At 74.1% G+C, this 20,273-nt stretch carries 18 protein-coding genes, 1 tRNA gene and 1 pseudogene; 9 read left to right on the top strand and 11 right to left on the bottom strand.

The annotated features are described in order from the left end of the window. Window positions 1-2: 2 nt before the first annotated feature. Window positions 3-995 carry a quinone oxidoreductase family protein gene (locus tag HCK00_RS15200; RefSeq protein ID WP_168102472.1) on the bottom strand — a complete coding sequence of 331 codons (993 nt, stop codon included), beginning with the start codon at window positions 993-995 and terminating at the stop codon, window positions 3-5. Window positions 996-1,117: 122 nt separating this feature from the next. Here HCK00_RS15200 and HCK00_RS15195 point away from each other — a divergent pair, with 122 nt between their 5' ends. Next, window positions 1,118-1,807, top strand: coding sequence for a TetR/AcrR family transcriptional regulator (locus HCK00_RS15195; protein ID WP_168102471.1), 690 nt, complete (start codon window positions 1,118-1,120; stop codon window positions 1,805-1,807). Between the two features lie 127 nt (window positions 1,808-1,934). Here HCK00_RS15195 and HCK00_RS15190 read toward each other — a convergent pair whose 3' ends face one another. From HCK00_RS15190 to HCK00_RS15175, 4 genes and pseudogenes are all read right to left on the bottom strand, one after another. Further along, entirely contained in the window at window positions 1,935-2,801 is an 867-nt protein-coding gene (locus tag HCK00_RS15190) for an NAD(P)-dependent oxidoreductase (protein WP_168102470.1), read from the bottom strand. Between the two features lie 69 nt (window positions 2,802-2,870). Further along, window positions 2,871-3,794 carry an SDR family NAD(P)-dependent oxidoreductase gene (locus HCK00_RS15185; RefSeq protein ID WP_168102541.1) on the bottom strand — a complete coding sequence of 308 codons (924 nt, stop codon included), beginning with the start codon at window positions 3,792-3,794 and terminating at the stop codon, window positions 2,871-2,873. Window positions 3,795-4,343: 549 nt separating this feature from the next. Next, a pseudogene (locus tag HCK00_RS15180) lies at window positions 4,344-5,087 on the bottom strand (NAD-dependent epimerase/dehydratase family protein); the annotation flags it as partial. Next, on the bottom strand, window positions 5,084-5,554 hold the full coding sequence (locus tag HCK00_RS15175) for a MerR family transcriptional regulator (protein WP_168102469.1): 471 nt from the start codon (window positions 5,552-5,554) through the stop codon (window positions 5,084-5,086). The gene HCK00_RS15175 and the pseudogene HCK00_RS15180, both read right to left, overlap by 4 nt. 520 nt (window positions 5,555-6,074) lie before the next feature. Between HCK00_RS15175 and HCK00_RS15170 the strand changes: the two genes are divergently transcribed. Then, window positions 6,075-6,350: a hypothetical protein gene (locus tag HCK00_RS15170; protein ID WP_168102468.1), complete on the top strand. Its 276-nt coding sequence runs from the start codon at window positions 6,075-6,077 to the stop codon at window positions 6,348-6,350. Window positions 6,351-6,391: 41 nt separating this feature from the next. On the opposite strand, the gene HCK00_RS15165 is transcribed toward HCK00_RS15170, so the two are convergent. Beyond that, window positions 6,392-7,819: a DUF445 domain-containing protein gene (locus tag HCK00_RS15165; RefSeq protein ID WP_168102467.1), complete on the bottom strand. Its 1,428-nt coding sequence runs from the start codon at window positions 7,817-7,819 to the stop codon at window positions 6,392-6,394. 241 nt (window positions 7,820-8,060) lie between these two features. Between HCK00_RS15165 and HCK00_RS15160 the strand changes: the two genes are divergently transcribed. Together HCK00_RS15160 and HCK00_RS15155 are read left to right on the top strand one after the other, a co-directional pair. After that, on the top strand, window positions 8,061-9,434 hold the full coding sequence (locus HCK00_RS15160; protein WP_311765336.1) for an SGNH/GDSL hydrolase family protein: 1,374 nt from the start codon (window positions 8,061-8,063) through the stop codon (window positions 9,432-9,434). Window positions 9,435-10,919: 1,485 nt separating this feature from the next. Beyond that, window positions 10,920-13,196: a transglycosylase domain-containing protein gene (locus tag HCK00_RS15155; RefSeq protein WP_311765335.1), complete on the top strand. Its 2,277-nt coding sequence runs from the start codon at window positions 10,920-10,922 to the stop codon at window positions 13,194-13,196. A 706-nt stretch (window positions 13,197-13,902) separates the two neighbouring features. Here the strand turns inward: HCK00_RS15155 and HCK00_RS15150 are convergent. The 3 genes from HCK00_RS15150 to HCK00_RS15140 form a co-directional block, all read right to left on the bottom strand. Continuing rightward, on the bottom strand, window positions 13,903-14,247 hold the full coding sequence (locus HCK00_RS15150) for a GroES family chaperonin (RefSeq protein WP_512700807.1): 345 nt from the start codon (window positions 14,245-14,247) through the stop codon (window positions 13,903-13,905). 141 nt (window positions 14,248-14,388) lie between these two features. Continuing rightward, window positions 14,389-14,745, bottom strand: coding sequence for a DUF3618 domain-containing protein (locus tag HCK00_RS27660; protein ID WP_168102464.1), 357 nt, complete (start codon window positions 14,743-14,745; stop codon window positions 14,389-14,391). Between the two features lie 359 nt (window positions 14,746-15,104). Continuing rightward, window positions 15,105-15,572, bottom strand: coding sequence for a DUF2000 domain-containing protein (locus tag HCK00_RS15140; protein ID WP_168102463.1), 468 nt, complete (start codon window positions 15,570-15,572; stop codon window positions 15,105-15,107). A 50-nt stretch (window positions 15,573-15,622) separates the two neighbouring features. On the opposite strand from HCK00_RS15140, the gene HCK00_RS15135 reads away from it, so the two are divergent. The 5 genes from HCK00_RS15135 to HCK00_RS15120 all read left to right on the top strand — a co-directional run bounded on the left by HCK00_RS15135 (window position 15,623) and on the right by HCK00_RS15120 (window position 18,829). Further along, window positions 15,623-16,435, top strand: coding sequence for a helix-turn-helix transcriptional regulator (locus tag HCK00_RS15135; RefSeq protein ID WP_168102462.1), 813 nt, complete (start codon window positions 15,623-15,625; stop codon window positions 16,433-16,435). A 169-nt stretch (window positions 16,436-16,604) separates the two neighbouring features. Continuing rightward, complete coding sequence (bcp, locus tag HCK00_RS15130) at window positions 16,605-17,084, top strand: thioredoxin-dependent thiol peroxidase (protein WP_168102461.1); 480 nt, start codon at window positions 16,605-16,607, stop codon at window positions 17,082-17,084. Between the two features lie 147 nt (window positions 17,085-17,231). After that, the gene (locus HCK00_RS26955) at window positions 17,232-17,879 is read left to right on the top strand and encodes an HNH endonuclease signature motif containing protein (protein WP_206320388.1); all 648 of its coding nucleotides are present in this window, start codon (window positions 17,232-17,234) and stop codon (window positions 17,877-17,879) included. Then, window positions 17,876-18,745: an HNH endonuclease gene (locus HCK00_RS26950; RefSeq protein WP_311765334.1), complete on the top strand. Its 870-nt coding sequence runs from the start codon at window positions 17,876-17,878 to the stop codon at window positions 18,743-18,745. The genes HCK00_RS26955 and HCK00_RS26950 overlap by 4 nt, the downstream gene beginning before the upstream one ends. Before the next feature lie 9 nt (window positions 18,746-18,754). Next, window positions 18,755-18,829: transfer RNA gene (locus HCK00_RS15120), tRNA-Leu, on the top strand. 59 nt (window positions 18,830-18,888) lie between these two features. On the opposite strand, the gene rdgB is transcribed toward HCK00_RS15120, so the two are convergent. Then, window positions 18,889-19,491, bottom strand: coding sequence for an RdgB/HAM1 family non-canonical purine NTP pyrophosphatase (gene rdgB, locus HCK00_RS15115; RefSeq protein WP_168102459.1), 603 nt, complete (start codon window positions 19,489-19,491; stop codon window positions 18,889-18,891). 198 nt (window positions 19,492-19,689) lie between these two features. Next, a complete protein-coding gene (locus tag HCK00_RS15110; RefSeq protein WP_168102458.1) occupies window positions 19,690-20,079 on the bottom strand; it encodes a hypothetical protein in 390 nt (129 codons plus the stop codon). Window positions 20,080-20,273: the final 194 nt, after the last annotated feature.

Here is a 20,273-nt window from a genome sequence, read left to right as displayed (position 1 = left end):
GATCATGCCTCCGGGGTGAGCGCGATACGGCCGACGAGGTCGCGGCTTTCCATTCGCCGGTGGGCGGTGACGGCCTGGCTGAACGGCAGTACCTCGACGTCGGTGTCCGCCAGGCCGGCGGCGGCCGCCTCGACGGCCGCGGCGAGGGCGGCGGGCACGACCTGCGGATGGGCGGGCAGGAACGCGCCGGCGTTGTAGCCGCTGACGGTGATGCCGCGGAACCAGAGCTGGTTGGTGTCCACCTGGTGGCCCCAGTCGTCGGACGCGTTGCCCGCGGCGATGAGACGGCTGCCCGGGATCATCACGTCGAGGCTCTGGGTGCGCAGTGCTCCGCCGACGGGGTCGATGACCACGTCGAACGTCTCGTCGCCGAGCGCGCCGCGCAGGTCCGTGGAGTCCACGATCCGGTCGTAGGGAAGCTTCGTCGCCTCGGCGGCGGCGAGTCTGCCCGGCCGGACCGTGCCGACGACGCGGGACGCGCCGAGCCGCTTCGCGACGCCCGGGAAACCGGCGGACAGACCGCCGAGAGCGCCGTGCACGAGGACCCTCTCACCGGCGGCCAGATGGGCGACCCGCTCCAGCGCCACGTGCGCCATCGCGGCGTTCGGAATCACCGATACGGCGAGGGCGGGGTCGATGCCGCGCCCTTCGATCGAGACGGTCAGCGCGGCCTTGGCGAGGTGGACGGAGGCGTACCCGCCGGTGCCGGTGCCTGCGGACAGAGCGACCACCTGCTCCCCGACGGCCGGCCCCACCACGCCGTCGCCGAGCGCGCGGACCGTGCCGGCGACTTCCAGGCCGGGTACGAACGGTGGCTGTGGCATGCCGGGTTGGTCCTTGTACCGGCCCTGCCTGAAGAACACGTCGATCAGGCCGACCGCGGAGTGCGAGACGTCGATCGCGATCTCTCCGGGGCCCGGAGCCGGGTCCGGGAGATCGGTGACGAGCTCGAGAGCGGCCGGGTCGCCGAAGCGCGTGGCCTGTACTGCCTGCATGGATCTTTCCTCTCCAGGGGAGGGCTGTCGCCCGCCGATTTAACGCACCTGGCGATGCGTTACGAGGAACGTAGCACGGCCGGACCGCTTAGCGCATCACTGCGTGCGTTACAGTTCTCGTCATGAAGGAGCGAGCACGGTCCGCGCAGGACAAAGCGCAACGGTCGGAGGATCTGCTGCGGGCCGCGGAGGCACTGGCGACGGAGCTCGGCGGCGTCCGGTTCGTCACCGTGCAGGCGGTCACCGAGCGTGCGGGCCTGCACCGCACCGGTGTGCGCCGGTACTACTCGAGCAGAGAAGAGCTGTTGCTCGAGCTCGCAGAGCGCGGCTGGGGCCAGTGGCGGGCCGCGATCGCCGAGGCGGTGGCCCGGCGAGCCGGTCTCGGCCCGGAGGACGTCGCCGGCGCCGTCACGGACACGATCACCGGGCTGCCGGTCTTCTGCGACCTCCTCACCCATGTCACGTTGACGCTGGAGGGCGACGTCGACATGGAGCGCGCGCGCCGGTACAAGACCGCGTCGTTCGCCGCGTACGACGCGATCGTGGACCATCTCGGCCGCGTGAGCTCGATGACCCCGGACCAGCTGCGCGGGCTCCTCGCGGCGACCCTCGCGCTGGCCTCGACCGGGTGGCAGGTGTCCCACCCGACGCCCACCCTCGCCGCGCTCTACGAGCAGGTGCCCGAATGGGGCCATGTCGCCTTTGACTTCGCCCCACGGCTGAGGCTGCTCCTGACATCCCTCGCGGTCGGCCTGCACGCCGTCATCCCGGACACCGGCCCCCCTCCAGGGGCGACCCGCGGTGGGCGCTGATCCTCCGAGGGTGCCTCGTGGGAGTGATGCGCAGGGGCGCGTCGGCCGGATCGGTGCCGGGCCGGGCGAACGGGGTCACCGGACCTTCGAGGCATGGCCGGCGGAGCATGCCGCTCACGCCGGATGATCAGGGCCGGCCATGGCCTTCAACGGTCCTTGACCGCGCGACCAGGCGGGCGCCCTGGACCAGTCCGGCCGCACCGGCGAGGCCGCGTTCGAGGACCTCTTGGGGGTCTGCGCCCCGTTCACGGACGGCGTCGGCGAAGTGCCGCATGTCCTTGCGCATCAGGTGGTGCACGTGTTCGGCGAGGTCGGGGGTGATGTCCTCGCCGAGGGCGCGCAGTGCCGCGCTGCCGCCGCTGCTCGAGCCGACGACGTCGATCAGGGCGGGCAGGTCGAGACCGACCCGCCCGGCCAGGGCGAGGACGTCTTCGGCGTTCTTCATGTTGGTGATGGCCAGCGCGTTGTTGAACAGCTTGGTGACCTGCCCGGCTCCGACCGGTCCCATCAGCCGCACCGTGTCGCTGAACGCCACGAACACGGGACGCGCGGCTTCGAAGGCGTCGGCGGGCCCGCCGGCGAACGTGGTCAGGGTGCGGGCGCGGGCGCCCGGGCCGCCACCGCTGACCGGGGCCTCCAGATAGACCGCACCGGACTCGGCGACCCGCGCGCTGATGCGCCGGGCCTGTCCCGGGTCACCGGTGCCGTGGCTGACGAGGATCGTGCCGGGCGCGACGGCTTCCAGGAAGTGCCGATCATCCAGCAGGTTCCAGATGTCGGCATCGTCCCGCAGGCAGAGCGCGATCAGCTCCACGGAACCCGCCAGGCCGGCCGCCGTGCCGTGCACGGTGTGCGGCACGGCGGCCACGGCCGCCAGCGAAGCGGGGCGGCGTGCCCATACATGCAGTTCGAAGCCCTGTTCACCGATCGCCGTGGCCATGGGACCGCCTTGGTCGCCGAGCCCGATGAAACCGACTCGCTTGATGATGGTCATGACGCTGCTTTCGTCGCGGTGTTGTCTTCGGTGGTGTCTTCGGTGGTGTCTTCGGTCCTGTTCGCGGGCTCAGCGCAGGATGCCGGTACCCAGGTCCCACAGCCGCTGGGCGTTCACCCCGTCCAGCGCATACGCCGCCACAGCGGGGACGCCGAGTCGCGTGGGCCGGGAGGTGACCTGCGGAGCCTCGTTGACGTCCTCGAAATAGCGGCCGCCCACGCCCTCGACCAGGGGGGAGGCGGCGAGGAACACCGAGGTCGCCGCACCCTGCTCGACGGTCTTGCGGTAGGGCTCGGGGGTCTTCAGCCCGCCGGTGTGCCGCTGGAGGTTGGTCGCGATCGCCCCGGGATGCAGCGCGTTCGCCCTGATTCCCTCGCTCGACCAGCGCCGGTCCGCCTCGACGGCCAGGAGCACCCCGGCGGTCTTGGACTGGCCGTAGGCGCCGAGCGCGTCATAGGGACGGAACCGGTAGTCGAGGTCGTCGAAGACGACCGGGGAGAACAGGTGGCCGCTGGACGACACGGTCACCATGCGCGCTCCGCCGGCGTCGGCGAGTGCCGCGTGCAAGCCCAGCGCCAGGGCGAAGTGCCCCAGGTAGTTGGTGGCGAACTGCTGCTCGTGGCCGCGGATCCCCCGCTCGAGCTCCGGAGGCATCATGATCCCGGCATTGTTGATCAGGATGTGCAGGGGGCCGGCCCAGGCGTCGGTGAACGCGGTCACCGATGCCAGGTCCGCCACGTCCACGCGGGCGACGTGGATGGCATCGTTACCGGTCTTGGTGCGCAGGTCCGCCGCGACCTGCTCTCCCGCGTCGGGACGCCGGACCGCGAGGGTGACCTCGGCGCCGGCGGCCGCCAGTGCGCGGGCGGTCTCCACCCCGATGCCGGAGGTGGCACCGGTGATGACAGCGCGCCTGCCGGAGAGGTCGACGCCGTCGATCACCTGGGAGGCGGTCGAGTGGCGGTCGAAAGGGCTGTGGAAAAGGGCGTTCATGGGACGTTCCTCGGTCGGGACGCAGGAGGGGAGTACGGCCGGACGGGCGGGTGACCGGTGCGGGTGGACGTGCCGATGGCGTACCGGGCCGCTGCTCCGCCACGTGAGGGCGGCAGACCGGCGGCCGTCTCCGGGGGGACCGTGGGTTGCTCGCCGGGTGGTCGCCTCACCGGCCGGCGCGCCGGCCCGCACCGGTTTCGCCTTCCTGTCGCAGTCACGACCGGGGCCGGCGTCCTGGGGCAGGTCCAGGCCCAGCCGGATCTGGCCGTCCGCCGTGGCCACGATCGTCTCGGTGATGTCGCGGGGATCCCAGCCGAGCAGCGAACGGGCCTTGTCGTCACTGATGACGGGGATCCGGCCGTGCAGGGCCGCGGCGTCGCGAAGAGACGGTTCGGTCTTGGCGGCCTCGCGTACCTGCTCGATGGTGAGTTCCGTGGCAGGCAGCAGATGGGCTGCGGTGGGGAAGTGCTCGCGCAGGATCTGTGCCATGCCGAGGAGGCTGATCGCCGGCCCGCCGACGGCGATGAAGCGTTCGCCCGCCGCCCCCGGATGCAGCATGGCGCGCAGGTGCAGGTCCACGACGTCGCGTACGTCGACGACGCCGAAGTACATGATCGGCACCACCGGCATCTGCCCGGTCAGCATGCCCTTGACCAGACCGACGGAGGCGGAGGGGCGGTTGCCCAGCTGGGGACCGAAGATCCCGGTGGGGTTGACGACCGTCAGCTCGATGTCTCCGTGGGCGTGGACGTAGTCCCAGGCGGCGCGCTCGGCCAGCACCTTCGACTTGTGGTAGGCGGGCAGGCCCTCGGTGTCCGGGTCGGTCCAGTCCGCCTCCGAGTAGTGGTCGTCGGGCTTGAGCGTGTACCCGACCGCGGCGTAGGAGGACGTCATCACGACCCTCGGGATCCCGGCTTTCCGTGCCGCGGCGAGGACGCGCAGCGTACCGTCGCGGGCGGGGCGGATGAGTTCCTCCTCCGTCTCGGGCGGGGTGAAGGGGAAGGGCGACGCGTGGTGCAGGACGTGGCTGACCCCGTCCATGGCGTCCACCCAGCCACGGTCGGCGCCGAGGTCGGCGACGACGAACTCCAGCCGGCCGGCCGGATCGACCGCGGCCTGGTGGAGTGCGGCCAGGACCCCGGCCTCCTGTGCGGACTCCCGGACCGTCACCCGGACCCGATACCCCTCGCCGATCAGCCGGACGATCGCATGACTGCCGACGAATCCCGTACCACCGGTGACGAGCACCGTCTCGCCTTCGAAGGCGGAGGCGGCCGTACTCTCTGTGCTCATATGCCAGGTCCCTCAGTTGAGAAGATGTGGTCCATTACGCGTGTGACCTCGGCGATCGCCTGCTTTTCGGCGTCTGCGTCCCCGCGCACGCGGGCGTCCCACAGGCGCGCTTTGCCGCGCAGATAGACCAGGCGGAGTTGAAGCTGCTCGATATCGGCGGCCAGCCTGTCCGCCTGCGAGGCGAACAGGTCCCGCGTTTCGGCCGCGGCGGAATCCCCCTCGGCGAGCAGGTCGAGGTAGCGGCGCATTCCGCTGACGGTCATCCCCGCCGAACGCAGGCAGGACAGCGCCTCGACGCGTTCCACGGTCGCCGGCCCGTAACGGCGGTGGCCACTGGACTCGTCCCGGGCGACCACCCCCAGCAGACCGATCTGCTCGTAGTAGCGCAGTGTGGGCCCACTGAATCCTGAGCGTCGGGCCATCTGCTGGATGGTCAGGTCGGTTTGTTCTCCGGTCGCCGATGCCATGGGGGAAGCCTCCGATACTTCAAGCGCTTGAAGTCAAGCTCGCTCATCGGAACCCTGGGCGCCACCGCGTACGGCGCCGGTCAGGAGCTTCTCCAGGGCCGCCGTCCCGCCCGGGCGCGCTGCGGCGCGACGAAGGCCGCCGGCCGAACCACGGCGGCGCGTACCGGCCGAACCGCGGCGGTGGGCGGAGGCGGCCGGGGAGCCGGGCGGCGCGGGGCCGTCCCCGGCGCCGGCGCGGAAAACCCTTCGCCAGAGTCATGGGGCGGACGGCAGGCTGGTCGGAGCCTGGAGACGCGGCGTCCGCCGCACCGCTTCCGGCTGCCGAGTCGTGCCCGGAGCCCCGGAGCCCTGGAGCCCCGGGAGAGACAGGGTGCCGGTGCCGGCCTGCCGGTGCGTCCCGCCGGGGCCGTCCCTCTGCCCGGCTGCCAGGTGGCTCCGAACGTGACCACCGTCCGCCGTCCGCCGTCACACGTGACCACCGTCCGCCGCCGCCCACCGCCGTTCCCCTGGAGGACCGTTCATGCACTGCGATATCCATCTGCGGCTCCACGCGCTGCGCGCCGGGGAGTTGTGGGACGAGGCCGCCGCCACCCATCTGGTCACGCCGCTGTCCGGGGGCCCGGCGCCGGGCGAGCCGTCCGGACCACAGGCCCGCGGCACCCTGGCACAGCGCCCCGGCCCGCCGTCCCTGCGGCTGCGGGCCCGCAGCCGGGTGGGCTGGGCGATGGTGGAGATGGGGCTGCGGCTCGTCCAGCCGCCACGGCGGCGGGTGCGGGCCGCTCTGCCGCGCGGGTAGGCGCACCCACGGAGGGGGTGGCGCGGCCGGGCGAGGACCCGTCAGCCCCCGATCGCCTGGGTGACGGTGTAGATCACCAGTCCCGCCAGGGCACCGACCACCGTGCCGTTGATCCGGATGAACTGGAGGTCGCGGCCGATGTGGGCCTCGATCTTCCTGGAGGTGTGCTCGGCGTCCCAGCTCGCCACCGTCTCCGTGATCAGCGAGGTGATCTCGTCGCGGTACGTGCTGACGATGTACACCGCCGCGTCCTCCAGCCAGCCGTCCACCTTGGCGCGCAGCCGCGCGTCGGTCGACATCCGCGCGCCCAGCGACAGCAGCCCCGCCCGCGCCCGGGTGCGCAGCTCGCTCCGCTCGTCCTCCGCGGCGGCCACGACCATGCGGCGGACCGCGTTCCAGGTGGAGGCGATCAGGTCCTGCACCTCGTCCCGGCGGAGGAAGTCGTTCTTGAAGCGCTCCACGCGCAGGCGGGTGTCGGGCTCGTCGCGCAGATCCGCCGCGAAGTCCGTCAGGAAACGGTCGACGGCGCCGCGGGCCGGGTGGTCCGGCATGTCGCGCATCTCACGGAAGAAGCGCAGGAGTTCCTTGTAGACGCGCTCGCCGACCTTGCGGTCCACGAACCGCGGGGTCCAGCCCGGCGCGCCGCCCGCGACGGCCGTCATCACCGACGTGTTGTGGTCCACCAGCCAGTCGTGCGCGCGGACGCACACCAGATCGACCAGCCGGTGGTGACCGCCGTCCGTGACGACCTTGTCGAGCATCGCGCCCAGCGACGGGGCGATCTCGCGGCTCTCCGCGCGGCGCGTGATCGCCTCCCCGACCACGGCCTGCACATCGGAGTCGCGCAGGACGGTGAGCGCGCCGCGCAGCGCCGTGGCCAGCTCGGCCGTGACGCGGTCGGCGTTGGCGGGTTCGGCGAGCCAGCCACCCAGGCGGCGGCTGATGCCCACGGAGCGCAGCCGCTCCCGCACGACGTCGCCGGAGAGGAAGTTCTCCCCGACGAAGTCGCCCAGCGAGCGGCCCAGGACGTCCTTCTTGGTGGGGATGATCGCCGTGTGCGGGATCGGCAGCCCGAGGGGGTGACGGAAGAGGGCCGTGACCGCGAACCAGTCGGCGAGGGCGCCCACCATGCCCGCCTCGGCCGCCGCCGCCACATAGCCCGCCCAGGCACCGGCCCCGCGGGAGTGCGCCCACTCGGCCAGCACGTAGACGACGGCGACGAGGAGCAGCAGGCCGGTCGCGGTGGCCTTCATCCGCCGGACGCCGCGCCGCTTCTCCTCGTCGAGGGCGCTGAAGTCGGTCATGCTGCGGACGCTCGCGGGGCCCGGCCCGGCCGCCGCGCCGGGGGCGGCGCGCTCCGCCCCGGAGGCGTCGTCACCGCCCGGCCGGGTGCCCGGTGTCACCGGTTCCCCCGGTCCGGCCGGTGCGCCCGGGCCCGTCCGCCGCCGTGTCCGCCGTGTCCGCACCATTCGCTCCGCCCGCCCACGCCTGTCCTCCGTGACATTGTCCCCGTACCGGCCCGGGTGGAACGCACCCACAGCCGGATGCGTCTACCCCTGCGGAGGCCGGCCAACCCGGCCCCCCGACGATCCGTGATCTCCCCATGGGAGCATGGAGAACCCCGGCGGAGAGGGCCAACTCGCAGCCGCCGACCGGGAACGGAACAGACCGGGGGCCCCTGGCTCCCTCGCACGAGGAGACACACCGCGCGTGACCAAGCGGAACGGTTCTGCCCTGCTCGCCGCCCTCGCGGCCGTGGTGGTACTCATCTCCGTCGGGATCTACGTCGGCGTGGGCGGCGCCCGGTCCGGGGGCGACCCGGCCGCCGCCACCCGCCCGCAGCACAACAACAACGGCGCCAGCGCCCACGGCAACGGCAACGGCAACGGCAACGGCGGCAACAATTCCGCCGCCCCCGCCGCCACCGGCCGCTGGGTCGGCACCTGGTCCGCGGCGCCCGCCGCCGCCGAGCCGAACTCCCTCCACGGCCACGCCGGGAAGTCCATCCGCAACGTCGTCCACACCAGTGTCGGCGGCACCGGGGTCCGCGTCCGGCTCTCCAACCTCTACGGCACCCGGCCGCTCTCCATCACCGCCGCGTCCGTCGCGCTGGCCGCCGCGCCCAGCAACCCGACCGCCGCCTCCGACTCCCTGCGCCGGCTGACCTTCGCCGGCCGCCCCGCGGTCTCCGTCCCCGCGGGCCAGGAGGTCGTCAGCGACCCGGTGCGGTTCGCCGTCCCGGCCGCCGCCGACCTCCTCGTCTCCACCTACTCGCCCACCTCGGCCGGTCCCGCCACCTACCACCCCTACGCGCGGCAGACCTCCTACCTCGCCGAGGGGGACCGGACCGCGGACCCGCGCGGCTTCGCCTACACCGAGCAGAGCCCCTTCTGGCGCTACCTGACGGGCGTCGACGTCTACAGCGCGGAGGCCGAGGGCACCGTCGTCGTCATCGGCGACTCCATCACCGACGGCATCACCTCCACCGCGGGCGCCAACCACCGCTGGCCCGACTTCCTCGCCCAGCGGCTCCGCGAGGAGCGCGGCGCGCCCCGCTACGGCGTCCTCAACCAGGGCATCAGCGGCAACCGCGTCCTCGTCGACGGCAGCCGCTTCTCCCCCAACAACGGCCCCAGCGGACTCAGCCGCTTCGAGCGGGACGTCCTGACCCGCAGCGAGGTCCAGGCCGTCGTCCTCCACCTCGGCATCAACGACATCCTCAAGACGCCCCGGCAGCTCGAAGCCGAACGCATCGTCGAGGGGCTTCAGCAGATGGTGCGCCAGGCCCACGGCCGCGGCATCCGCGTCACCGGCGGGACGCTGCTGCCGTTCGGCGGTCACCGCGGCTACTCCGCGGAGACGGAGACCGTGCGCCGCCAGGTCAACCAGGCGATCCGCTCCGGCCGCGTGTTCGACGCCGTCGTGGACTTCGACCGCGCCCTGCGCGACCCCGCGGCGCCCCACCGGCTGCTCCCGGCCTACGACTCCGGCGACCATCTGCACCCCAGCGACGAGGGCTTCCGCGCCATGGCCCACGCCCTCGACCTCCGCGACCTCAAGGGCTCCGCGCCCGCCCGCCTGTGACGGCGGCACCCGCTCCCCGGCAGCGGTCCCGGGGCCGGGGCACGCGCGGGCGGCCGGGCGGAACGGGCGGAAACGGAATGTCCCGCCGGACGGCGGACGGCACCGGCCCGCCACCCCGCCGGCCGCCCTCACCAGGACCGCCCGGACCCGGCCGAACGGGCGAAGAGCCGCCCGGCCGGTCGAGCGGAAGGCATGTTTTCCCTCCATAGGGTCAGCCGTAAGGGTGGCCCCGGAGGCCCTCCGGATCCCCCGCCCACCGGCGCCGGTACCCTCCGTCCCCGCCCGCGGAAACGATGGTGCCCCAGACCCTCGCCCCCTCCGGCCGGCCCGGGCCACGCCGACCGGAACGCCCCGACAGTCACCCGCAGCCGTACAACCTTCGGCGGCTGCCGAGGAGTCCCCAGACATATGAGTGACGTGCCGCAGCAACAGAACACCCCCGCCCGGGAACCGGAACGGGAACCGTCACCCGAGCCGGAACGCACCCCGGAACGGGACACCCCCGGGGAGACGGGCCCGGACGGAACTGCGCGCACCGGCACGGGCCCCACGGCCTCCCCCGCCGGCCCGAACGGCCCCGGCCGGCCCGCGGACGCGGACACCGGAACCCCGGGAACCCCGGGAACCCCGGGAACGCCGACGGAGACCAGCCGCGTGAGGACGGAAACGGAAACCCCGCGCGGAGGGACGGTCTCCGGGGCCGGACCCGGCCCGGCGAGCGGGCCGGAGACGGCGGAACTCCCGTCCGTCGCCCGGACGCGCGACGACAGCACGGGCCGTGGCACGGGCACGAAGCCGGACGCCGACGCGGAACCGGCCCCGGACCTGAGCGGGGCGCACGGGGGCACCACGGCCGGCGTGGCCCGGAGCCGGGACGCGGGCCCGGCCCGGAACCGTGACGCGGCGGCGGGGGCGGGCAGCGGCGTGAGCGGCGCGCCCCTGGGCGCCGGAGCGGGCGCCGGTCCCGACCGCGATCCCGGGCCCGCCGTCCCGGCCGGCCGTACCCCTTCGGCGGGTGCCGGTGCCGGCCATGACAATGCCCCCGCGACCGGGGGCGGCGGCACCGCCGCCGGAGCGGGGGGCCCGGCGACGGCGGCCACCAAGCCCATCGGGACAGCGCCTGCCGGCTTCGGCACCGCCGTCGGCACCGCGGCGGCCGCCGGGCTCGCGACCGGGGCCGTGGCCCGCGGCGGAATGGGGACCGGACCCGCCGAGCCCGGATCCACGGCCGGACCCGCCGAGCCCGGATCCACGGCCGGGCCCGCGACCGGATCCGCTTCCGGCCCCGGAGCCGGAAGCGCCACCGGGGCCCACGGCCGAAGCGGAGCCGGAGACGGCCACGGAGCCGGCGGCGACGCCGGAGACGGCGGAGACGGCGGAGACGGCAACGGTGACGGTGGCGGTGGCGACGGAGCGGCAGGTGCCGCGGGCGCCGGGGGCCGTCCCCGACGCACCGGGGTCCGCCGTCTCCTGCCCACGAAGCGCATGGTGCTCTTCGGCACCCTCGGCTTCGTCCTCCTCATCGGTGGCGCTTTCACCGCCGGCTATCTGCTGGTGGACATCCCGGCGGCGAACGCCTCCGCCGTCCGGCAGGGCAACGTCTTCCTCTACGCGGACGGCTCCCAGCTCGCCGTCGACGGCGACGTCAACCGGGAGAACGTCAGCCTGGACCGCGTGCCGAAACACGTGCAGCGCGCCGTGCTCGCCGCCGAGGACCGCGACTACTACTCCGAGGCCGCCGTCGACCCGCAGGCCATGGTGCGCGGCGCGTGGAACACCGCCACCGGCAAGGGCAAGCAGTCCGGCTCCACCATCACCCAGCAGTACGTGAAGAACTACTACCTGGCCCAGGAGCAGACCCTCTCCCGCAAGGCCCAGGAGTTCTTCATCGCGATCAAACTCGACCGCGAGAAGTCCAAGGACGAGATCCTCCAGGGCTACCTCAACACCAGCTACTTCGGCCGCCGCGCCTACGGCATCCAGGCCGCCTCGCACGCCTACTTCCGCAAGCACGTCGAGAAGCTGACCCCCGCCGAGGGCGCCTACCTCGCCACCCTCGTCAACGCCCCCGCGCACTACGACGTCGCCCTCCACCCGGAGAACCGGAAGCGGGCGGAGGCCCGCTGGAACTACGTCCTCGACGGCATGGTCGACGAGGGCTGGCTGAAGCGCTCCGAACGCGCGGACATGGAGTTCCCCGAGCCGACCGAGGGGCGGCCCTCCTCCGGGATGAGCGGCCAGCGCGGCTATCTCGTCGAGGCCGTCAAGCAGTACCTCCAGCAGCACGACGTCATCGACGAGAAGACCCTCGAAGCGGGCGGCCACCGCATCACCACCACGATCGACCCGAAGCGGCAGAAAGCGTTCGTCGACGCCGTCGACAAGCAACTGATGTCGAAACTCGACAAGAAGAACCGCAAGGTCGACAACTACGTGCGCGCCGGCGGCGCCTCGATCGACCCCGGGACCGGTGAGGTCGTCGCCCTCTACGGCGGCATCGACTACACCGAGCAGTTCGTCAACAACGCCACCCGCCGCGACTTCCAGGTCGGCTCCATCTTCAAGCCGATCGTCCTCGCCTCCGCGTTCGACAACGGCGCCAAGACCCTCGACGGCCGCCCCATCACCCCGAACGCCCGCTACGACGGCACCAGCGGACGCCCCGTGCGCACGGCCTCCGGCCCCACCGGCTACAAGCCGGAGAACCAGGACCACAAGGACTACGGCAACCTCACCGTCGCCCAGGCCACCGACCAGTCCGTCAACTCCGTCTACGCGCAGATGGCGCAGGACGTGGGCCCCGCCGAGGTCCACCGCACCGCCATCGGCCTCGGCGTCCCCAAGGACACCCCCGACTTCAACCCCAACCCGTCCGTCGCCCTCGGCGTGGCCACCGCCAGCGTCCTGGACATGACCGAGGCGTACGCCGCCCTCGCCAACCACGGCGAGCACCGCGAGGCCGTCCTCGTCACCAAGGTCACCCGCGGCGAACAGCAGATCGGCCTTCCGAAGAAGAAGACCAACCGCGCCATCAGCCGGCAGGCCGCCGACACCACCACCTCCGTGCTCAAGGGCGTCGTCGAGAGGGGCTCCGGCACCGCCGCCAAGTCCGCGGGCCGGCCCGCGGCGGGCAAGACCGGCACCGCCGAGGAGGACCGCGCCGCCTGGTTCGCCGGCTACACCCCCGACCTGGCCACCGTCGTCGCCGTGATGGGCCAGGACTCCGAGACGGGCGAGCAGAAGAAGCTCTACGGCGCCACCGGCCTGCCCCGCATCAACGGCGGCGGCTACCCCGCCGAGATCTGGGGCAACTACACCGCCGCCGCGCTCAAGGGCAGCCCAGCGAAGAAGTTCGACCTCAAGCTGATGAAGGGAGCGGGCGCGCCGGACGCCGGCCCGCCCGGGCCCACCGGCGGTGCCGAGACCGGCGGACCCGAGACCCCCACCACCCCGGAGCAGCCCGACCCCGGTACGCCCACCACCTCCGGCGAGCCCGGCCCGCCCGAGACCACCGACCCGCCCTCCCCCACCCAGCCCGCGCCCACCGGCGGCACGAGCACCGGCGGCGACACGGGCGGCACCGGCGGGACGGACGGCGGCGGCACCGGCGGCCCGGGCGGCGACACGGGCGGCACCGGAGGCCCCGGCGGTCCTGGCGGCCCCGGCGGCGGGGACGGCGGCCCGGGCGGCGACGGTGGAGCCGGGGACGTCGGCTCCACCGCGGGCGCGGCCGCGGCCCGCTGGAGCCGCGAGTCCGGCTGACGACCGCGCGGCCGGGGCAGCCGGCGGCGACGGCAGGAACGGCGGCGACGGCAGGGGCACCTGCGGTCGCCGCCGTGAGGCCCCGGCCGGCCCGCCACGGGGCACGACGGGCCGACCACGGGGCACGGGGCACGGGGCACGGGGCACGGGGCACGGGGCACGGGAGAAACGTGACAGGTGACCGGGCGGCAACGTGACGCGGTGACCGGGCGCCGGGGCCACGGGCGGCTCGGACGCGGCGCGCGACGGGCGGCCCCCGTCCTCCCGTCCGGAGCACCGCCCTGACCACCGTCCGGCGCCGCTCTCCGGCCGCGCCGTCCGTCCCGGCCCGGGTCCGGCCGGCTGGGCCGGGCAGGCCCGGGCCGGGAGGGACGGGCCGGGAGGGACGGGTCCGACGGCCGCCCGGGAAGTCCGGGCCCGGGACGGAGGCGGAGATCCAGGCGGGGCGGCCCCGCGCTCGGGCAGGCCGTCCCGGAACCGCCCGGGCGGGCCCCGCCCCGCCACCGCCCGACACGCCACCGCCCGCCACGGCCCCGGCCCAGCTTCTCGTCAGATCCGGGGTCAGCCCCGGCCCAGCTCCGCGTCGGCCCCGGCCCAGCTTCTCGTCAGATCCGGGGTCAGCCCCGGCCCGGCTCCGCGTCAGCCCCGGGGCCAACCCTGGCCGAGCTCCGCGTCAGCCCCGGGTCGGCGCGGCGTCAGCTCCGGCTCAGAGATACAGCCCCGTCGAGTCCTCCGCGCCCTCCAGCCGCTCGGACGCCACGGCGTGCAGGTCGCGCTCGCGCATCAGCACATAGGCGAGTCCCCGGATCTCGACCTCGGCGCGGTCCTCGGGGTCGTAGAGCACCCGGTCACCCGGCTCCACCGTCCGGACGTTCTGCCCCACCGCCACGACCTCGGCCCAGGCCAGGCGGCGGCCGACCGCGGCGGTCGCCGGGATGACGATGCCGCCGCTGGACCGGCGTTCGCCCTCCGCGATGTCGGTACGGACGAGCACCCGGTCGTGCAGCATGCGGATGGGCAACTTGTCATCGTGCGTAGGGTTCTGACTCACGCGACGACCGTACCTGCCCGCCCGGGCCCCGGCCTCACGGGCCCGGGGCGGACCGTCACCGCCCCGCGTCACGGCCCCCTCCGCGCTCCGTGGCCGGCCCGGCTCCGCGGTCGCCCCGCTCCGTGGCCGGCCCGTCCGTGCTCAGCCCCGGCGGGAACGGCCCCGGCGCCCGCGGACCGCCGCGTCACGCCGGGCGGAGACCGTGAGCAGCAGGCCCACCACCGCCACCGCGGCGACCGCCGCCGGGACGATCCGCTCCAGCCGCGGGGCGCCCGTCTCCGACACGAACGTGCCCCGGACGTCGGTCAGCGCGCGGTTGACCGCGACATAGGCCCGACCGGCCGTGCGGTCCACGGCCGACACCGCCTTCGCCCTCATGTCCTCGGCGACCGTCCGCGGATGCACGCGCACCGCGATCTCGTCGAGGGTCACGGCGAGTTCCTGGCGCCTGCGGGCGATGTCCGCCTCGATCTGGGCCGGGGTCCTGGCTTCCGACACCGGTCTGCCTCCGTCGTCCTGGGGTTGATCGCTGTTCCGTCGTTCCGTCCGCGCTGCTCGGCGGGGACAGTCTGTCAGCTCCTGCCCAGTGCCGCGCCCCGGCACCCCAAGGGACCCGCGACGGCGGGCGAGCGGTTCGGCCGACGGTGCGGCGGACGGGCGAGGGGGCCCCGGTGGACGGGGCCATCGGACGGCCTCCGAACCTCCCGCACCCCGCATCTGCCCCACGGCCCACCGGGGCCGGGCCCGCGCCGGCGCCCCGCCCCCTCCCGGCGGGACACGGGCGCCGGGGACGGACCGGACACGCGGGCCGGACACGCGGGCCGGACACCGCCCGGAGAACCGAACGCCGGCCGCCCTCAGTGGTGCATCCGGCCGCCCTTGACCACCTTGTCGACCGCGTTCCGCGGCCCGTACACGGCGAGCCCCACCAGATCGAGCTGCTCCCCCAGCACGGCCCGCACGGCAGCCCGGTTGTCCGCGTCATGACCGGTGGCGAAGAGATCAGAGGTGAACACGGCGCGGGGCAGCGCCCGGGACAGGGCCCGGCCGTGCGCCGCGGTCAGCGTCTCCTTCTCCCCCTCGAACACCAGGACGGGCTGGCGGAACATCGGCAGATACGCCGTGCCGTCGGCGTCCGCATACGGCTCGCCGATCACCTCGGGAAGCTCCGTACCGACTCCGCTGACCAGGAACGCGGTCACGTTCAACCGCTGCCAGACCGCCAGGTCCGTACGGAGCAGAACAGCGATCTTGGTGTCGAAGCGCACGGGCGGCGGAGGCGGTACGGACCCCGCGGCCGCGGCGGGATGGTTCCGGTTCGTCATGCTCCCGAGACTGCCGACCCCGCCCGCGCCCCGTCTTGTACGTTCCTTGCATGCCCCGACGGCAGCAGATCTCCGCGTGGCGCCCGCGGGTACCGGGCGTCGTCGAAGTCCTCCACGCCCGCCTCACCGAACACGCCTACCCGATGCACGTCCACGACGCCTGGACCCTGCTGATCGTCGACGACGGAGCCGTCCGCTACGACCTCGACCGCCGCGAGCACGGCACCCCCGGCGACACCGCCACCGTCTCCCTCCTCCCACCGCAGGTACCGCACAACGGCTCCGCCGCCACCGCGCACGGCTTCCGCAAGCGCGTTCTCTACCTGGACCCGGCCGTGCTCGGCGAACGCTTCATCGGACCCGCCGTGGACGGCCCCGACCTCGCGGACCCCCTGCTGCGCCGCCGCGTCGGAGAACTGCACACCGCCCTGGCCCACCGCGGCGGCGAACTGGAGGCCGAGAGCCGCCTCGCCCTGATCACCGAACGCCTCCACGGCCATCTGCGGCCCCGCCTCACCACCACCCCGCCCCCGCCCCGCGGCCTCGCCAACCACCTGCGGGACCTCCTCGACGAACGCCTGCTCCCCGGCGTCACCCTGGACGAGGCCGCCCGGCTGCTCCACGCCCACCCCACCCACCTCGTACGGGCCTTCGCCGCAGCCTTCGGCATCCCACCCCACCGGTATCTGACCGCCCGCCGTGTCGACCGCGCCCGGCGCCTCCTCCTCGACGGACTGCCACCCGCCGAGGTCGCCACCGCCGTCGGCTTCCACGACCAGCCGCACCTCACCCGCCACTTCCGACGGCACCTGGGCACCACCCCCGGCCGCTACGCCCGGAACACCGCGCCCCGGGGCGGGTGACACCACCGCCGGGCCCCCGGCCCGCCTGGGCCCGGCCTCCCGGCCTCTCCACCGGCGGTCCCGAGGGCGTGGAGCAGTCCCGCCGGAGAACGCCTAATCTCGGGGAAGACCTCCGGCCGCGGGCCCACCCGGGCCCCGGCCGCCACCGCAGCGAGGAGAACCAGGCACCATGAGCGAGCGACTGCAGCCCGGCGACACCGCCCCCGCCTTCACCCTGCCCGACGCGGACGGCACACCGGTCTCCCTCGCCGACCACGCCGGCCGCAAGGTCATCGTCTACTTCTACCCGGCCGCCCTCACCCCGGGCTGCACCAAGCAGGCCTGCGACTTCACCGACAACCTCGACCTGCTGGCCGGGGCCGGCTACGAGGTCATCGGCGTCTCCCCGGACAAGCCGGAGAAGCTCGCGAAGTTCCGCGAGAAGGAGAACCTGCGGGTCACGCTGGTCGGCGACCCGGAGAAGTCGGTGCTGACCGCCTACGGCGCCTTCGGCGAGAAGAAGCTCTACGGGAAGACGGTGACGGGCGTCATCCGCTCCACGTTCGTGGTGGACGAGCACGGCAAGGTCGAGCGCGCCCTGTACAACGTCAAGGCCACCGGCCACGTCGCCAAACTCCTCAAGGACCTGTCGGTCGAGCCCGGCGCCTGACCGCCTCCGCCCGGCCGGGCCCATGACCGCGCCCCCTCCGCGCCGTGGACCCGGCCATCGCGGCGTGACCTCGTCCGCCCCTCCTCGTTGACCCGTTCGAGACCGGGACAGACGGTCGGACGACGATGCCGGGGAGGGGCGGACGTCATGGCTCGGGTCATCTACACGCACGCGGCGCTGACCGCGGCGGCACGGGATTCGGGAACGCTCGACGAGGCGGTGCGCCGCTTCGGCGGCACCCCCTCGCCGCGCAGCAGACAGGCCCTGCGCGGGAGAATGCGCCGCGCGGGCATCGACATCTCCCACTTCACCGATCTGTGGGTGGGGCACTCGGAGGAACGGCTGCGCGAGGCCGTCCGGCAGTCCCGCAGCATCGCGGAGGTCGTCCGGCGCCTCGGTATCAGCCCCGTCGGCGGGAATCAGGCCCACATCGGCCGCCGGGTCGGCGCGCTCGGGATCGACACCTCGCACTTCCGTACCGTCCGGCCGGAGCGTCCCGGGAAGGCTCCGGGCGACCGGCTCGTCCTCGGCTCGCCGTCCGGCGGCCGGGTCCCGGGCCGGCGCCTCCGCGCGGAGCTGCTGCGCAGAGGAGTACCCGAGGTGTGCGCACAGTGCGGCAACGGCCCTGTCCGGAACGGCAGACCGCTGCGGCTGGAGGTCGACCACGTCAACGGCGAGTGGTGGGACAACCGTCCGGGCAACCTCCGTCTGCTCTGCCCCAACTGCCACGCGGTGACGGACTCCTACCGCGGGCGCAACAGGCGGCACCGGCTCCGGGGGGAGACATCCGCGTGAGCACCCGCCGCTATCCGCCCGATCTCCTCGCCCGCACCGCCGCCGCGTCGGGCAGCCTGGTCGACCTGGCCCGGCGGCTCGGGACGCCACTCGGCTCCGGGTCGCTGAGGTATCTGCGCAAGCGCCTGGACCACTACTCCATCGACACCGCGCACTTCACCGCGGAGCCGCTGCCCGCCCGTCCCCGCCGGACGTACGGGCGGGCCGAACTCGAAGAGGCGGCCGCCGCGGGGACGAGCGTCCGCGATGTGCTCGATCATCTGAAGGTGCCGCCGTACGACAGCGCGTACACCCACATCCGGCGCAGACTGGAAGCCCTGAACATCGACACCTCGCACTTCACCGGCGGGTGGAGCGGCGCCAAGAGGCTGCCGGCGCGGGAGAGGCTGGCCGCCGCCGTCACCGCCTCACGGAGCGTCGCCGAAGCCCTGAGACGGCTGGACCTGCCGGACAACGGGGCCAACCGCCTGCTGTTCCGGCGCGGCCTGGACCTGTACGGGCTGTCCACGGCGCACTTCACCGGCCGGGGGCACGAGCGGGGTGTTCCCTCACCCCGCAGGAAGCCGGCCGAGGCGATCCTGCGGCGGCTGCCACCGGGCTCGCCCCGGACGAAGACCACCCTGCTCCGCCGCGCGCTGGACGAGCGGCGCGTCCCCCGCCGCTGTGCCGAGTGCGGCCTCGGCGACGTCTGGCAAGGCCGGCGACTGGTGCTGGAGATCGACCACGTCAACGGCGATCCGTTGGACAACCGGATCGGCAATCTCCGTTATCTGTGCCCTTCTTGTCACAGTCAGACCGAGACGTTCGCACGGCGCCGCTCGCTGCCGGGAGGGCACGTGGCGAGCACCGCGGACGCAGTAGAGTGAGCCCCTGCAGGGCCCGTACCCCAGCTGGCCAGAGGGCGTCGGTTTAGGTCCGATGTGTCGTGGGTTCGAGTCCCACCGGGCCCACAGCGGTCGGACAGCGGTCAGGCGCAGCACCCCCGGTGCTGCGCCTGTTTCCGTCGCTCTCAACCCAGCAGTTCACGGACCTGGGGGGCCAGGGCGCGGAAGGCCTTGCCGCGGTGGCTGATGGCGTTCTTCTCGTCCGCGGTGAGCTCCGCGCAGGTGCGGGTCTCGCCGTCCGGCTGGAGGATCGGGTCGTAGCCGAAGCCGCCGGCGCCGGCGGGGGCGTGGCGCAGAGTCCCGGTGAGCTGCCCCTCGACGACGCGCTCGGTGCCGTCCGGCAGGGCGAGGGCGGCGGCGCAGGCGAAGTGGGCGCCGCGGTGCCCGTCGGCGATGTCGGCGAGCTGGGCCAGCAGCAGGTCGAGGTTGGCCGCGTCGTCGCCGTGGCGGCCGGCCCAGCGGGCGGAGAAGATGCCGGGCGCCCCGCCGAGGACGTCCACGCAGAGCCCGGAGTCGTCGGCGACGGCCGGGTGGCCGGTGGCGCGGGCGAGGGCGTGCGCCTTGAGCAGGGCGTTCTCGGCGAAGGTGACGCCGGTTTCCTTCACGTCCGGGACCTCCGGATAGGCGTCGGCGCCGACGAGTTCGACGTCGAGGCCCTCCGCGGCCAGGATGGCGCGCAGCTCGGTCACTTTGTGGGCGTTGCGGGTGGCGAGGATCAGGCGCTTCATGGGGCGTGATTATTCCGTCCCCGCGCCGGACCCCCGCCGCCGGGGGCGACCGGTCCCGGCCGCCGGCCCCCGGGCGTGCCAGGGCGTGCCCGGCCCCGGGCCCCCGGGGCCGCAGGGCCTGGGGACCGGTCAGCGGTGACCGGCTGCCCTTCGCCGTCAGCCGTCAGCCGGTCGCCGGCAGCCGGTCGCCGGTCGCCGTCAGCCCGGCGAGCAGACCTGGGTGACCTCGCCCGCCGCGTCGGTGACGGCGGTGAGATCGGGGGTCCGGCCCTCGTCGACGGCGCTCCGGGCGTCCTTCACCCCCTCGTCGAGGCGGGTGACGGCGCGGCTCAGATCGGCGTCGCCGGTCTCCGCGTCGAGGTCGGCGAGGCTGCCCTCGATGCGGTCCAGGGCGTCGACCGCCGCGGCCGGGTTCTCCGTGGCATTCTCGGTGGCCTGCTGGAGGTCACCGACGGCCGCGGTGATCCGCGCGGCGGTCCGGGCGCAGTCGAACGCCTTGTCGACGGCCCCGCAGCCGATGAGGAGGGGCACGGTCAGGGTCACGGCGGCCAGTCCGGTGACGGCGTGGGTGCGGCGGTGCGGTGCCATGACGATCGGTTCCTCCGGGAGCGGGACGACGGGACGCACGACGGGCCGACGCGCTCGTGGGCCCTGGTGTACCGGTGATAACGCACGGCGGGCGGGCGCGGTTGCCTCGGCCGGGACAGCGCCCGGATCCCGCCCGGATACCGACGGGATTCGGCCGGTAAGCGGCGGAGCCGGCGGACGGCGACCGAGCCAGG

The organism is Streptomyces zingiberis, assembly GCF_012034935.1.
GTDB lineage: Bacteria > Actinomycetota > Actinomycetes > Streptomycetales > Streptomycetaceae > Streptomyces > Streptomyces zingiberis.
This window is presented reverse-complemented; position numbering and strand designations above follow the sequence as displayed.

What these genes read in the sequence shown, in the direction of transcription:
- HCK00_RS15200 (WP_168102472.1), bottom strand. Translation starts at nt 995, where the DNA reads ATGCAGGCAGTACAGGCCACGCGCTTCGGCGACCCGGCCGCTCTCGAG.
- HCK00_RS15195 (WP_168102471.1), top strand. Translation starts at nt 1,118, where the DNA reads ATGAAGGAGCGAGCACGGTCCGCGCAGGACAAAGCGCAACGGTCGGAG.
- HCK00_RS15190 (WP_168102470.1), bottom strand. Translation starts at nt 2,801, where the DNA reads ATGACCATCATCAAGCGAGTCGGTTTCATCGGGCTCGGCGACCAAGGC.
- HCK00_RS15185 (WP_168102541.1), bottom strand. Translation starts at nt 3,794, where the DNA reads ATGAACGCCCTTTTCCACAGCCCTTTCGACCGCCACTCGACCGCCTCC.
- HCK00_RS15175 (WP_168102469.1), bottom strand. Translation starts at nt 5,554, where the DNA reads ATGGCATCGGCGACCGGAGAACAAACCGACCTGACCATCCAGCAGATG.
- HCK00_RS15170 (WP_168102468.1), top strand. Translation starts at nt 6,075, where the DNA reads ATGCACTGCGATATCCATCTGCGGCTCCACGCGCTGCGCGCCGGGGAG.
- HCK00_RS15165 (WP_168102467.1), bottom strand. Translation starts at nt 7,819, where the DNA reads ATGGTGCGGACACGGCGGACACGGCGGCGGACGGGCCCGGGCGCACCG.
- HCK00_RS15155 (WP_311765335.1), top strand. Translation starts at nt 10,920, where the DNA reads ATGGTGCTCTTCGGCACCCTCGGCTTCGTCCTCCTCATCGGTGGCGCT.
- HCK00_RS15140 (WP_168102463.1), bottom strand. Translation starts at nt 15,572, where the DNA reads ATGACGAACCGGAACCATCCCGCCGCGGCCGCGGGGTCCGTACCGCCT.
- HCK00_RS15135 (WP_168102462.1), top strand. Translation starts at nt 15,623, where the DNA reads ATGCCCCGACGGCAGCAGATCTCCGCGTGGCGCCCGCGGGTACCGGGC.
- bcp (WP_168102461.1), top strand. Translation starts at nt 16,605, where the DNA reads ATGAGCGAGCGACTGCAGCCCGGCGACACCGCCCCCGCCTTCACCCTG.
- HCK00_RS26955 (WP_206320388.1), top strand. Translation starts at nt 17,232, where the DNA reads ATGGCTCGGGTCATCTACACGCACGCGGCGCTGACCGCGGCGGCACGG.
- rdgB (WP_168102459.1), bottom strand. Translation starts at nt 19,491, where the DNA reads ATGAAGCGCCTGATCCTCGCCACCCGCAACGCCCACAAAGTGACCGAG.
- HCK00_RS15110 (WP_168102458.1), bottom strand. Translation starts at nt 20,079, where the DNA reads ATGGCACCGCACCGCCGCACCCACGCCGTCACCGGACTGGCCGCCGTG.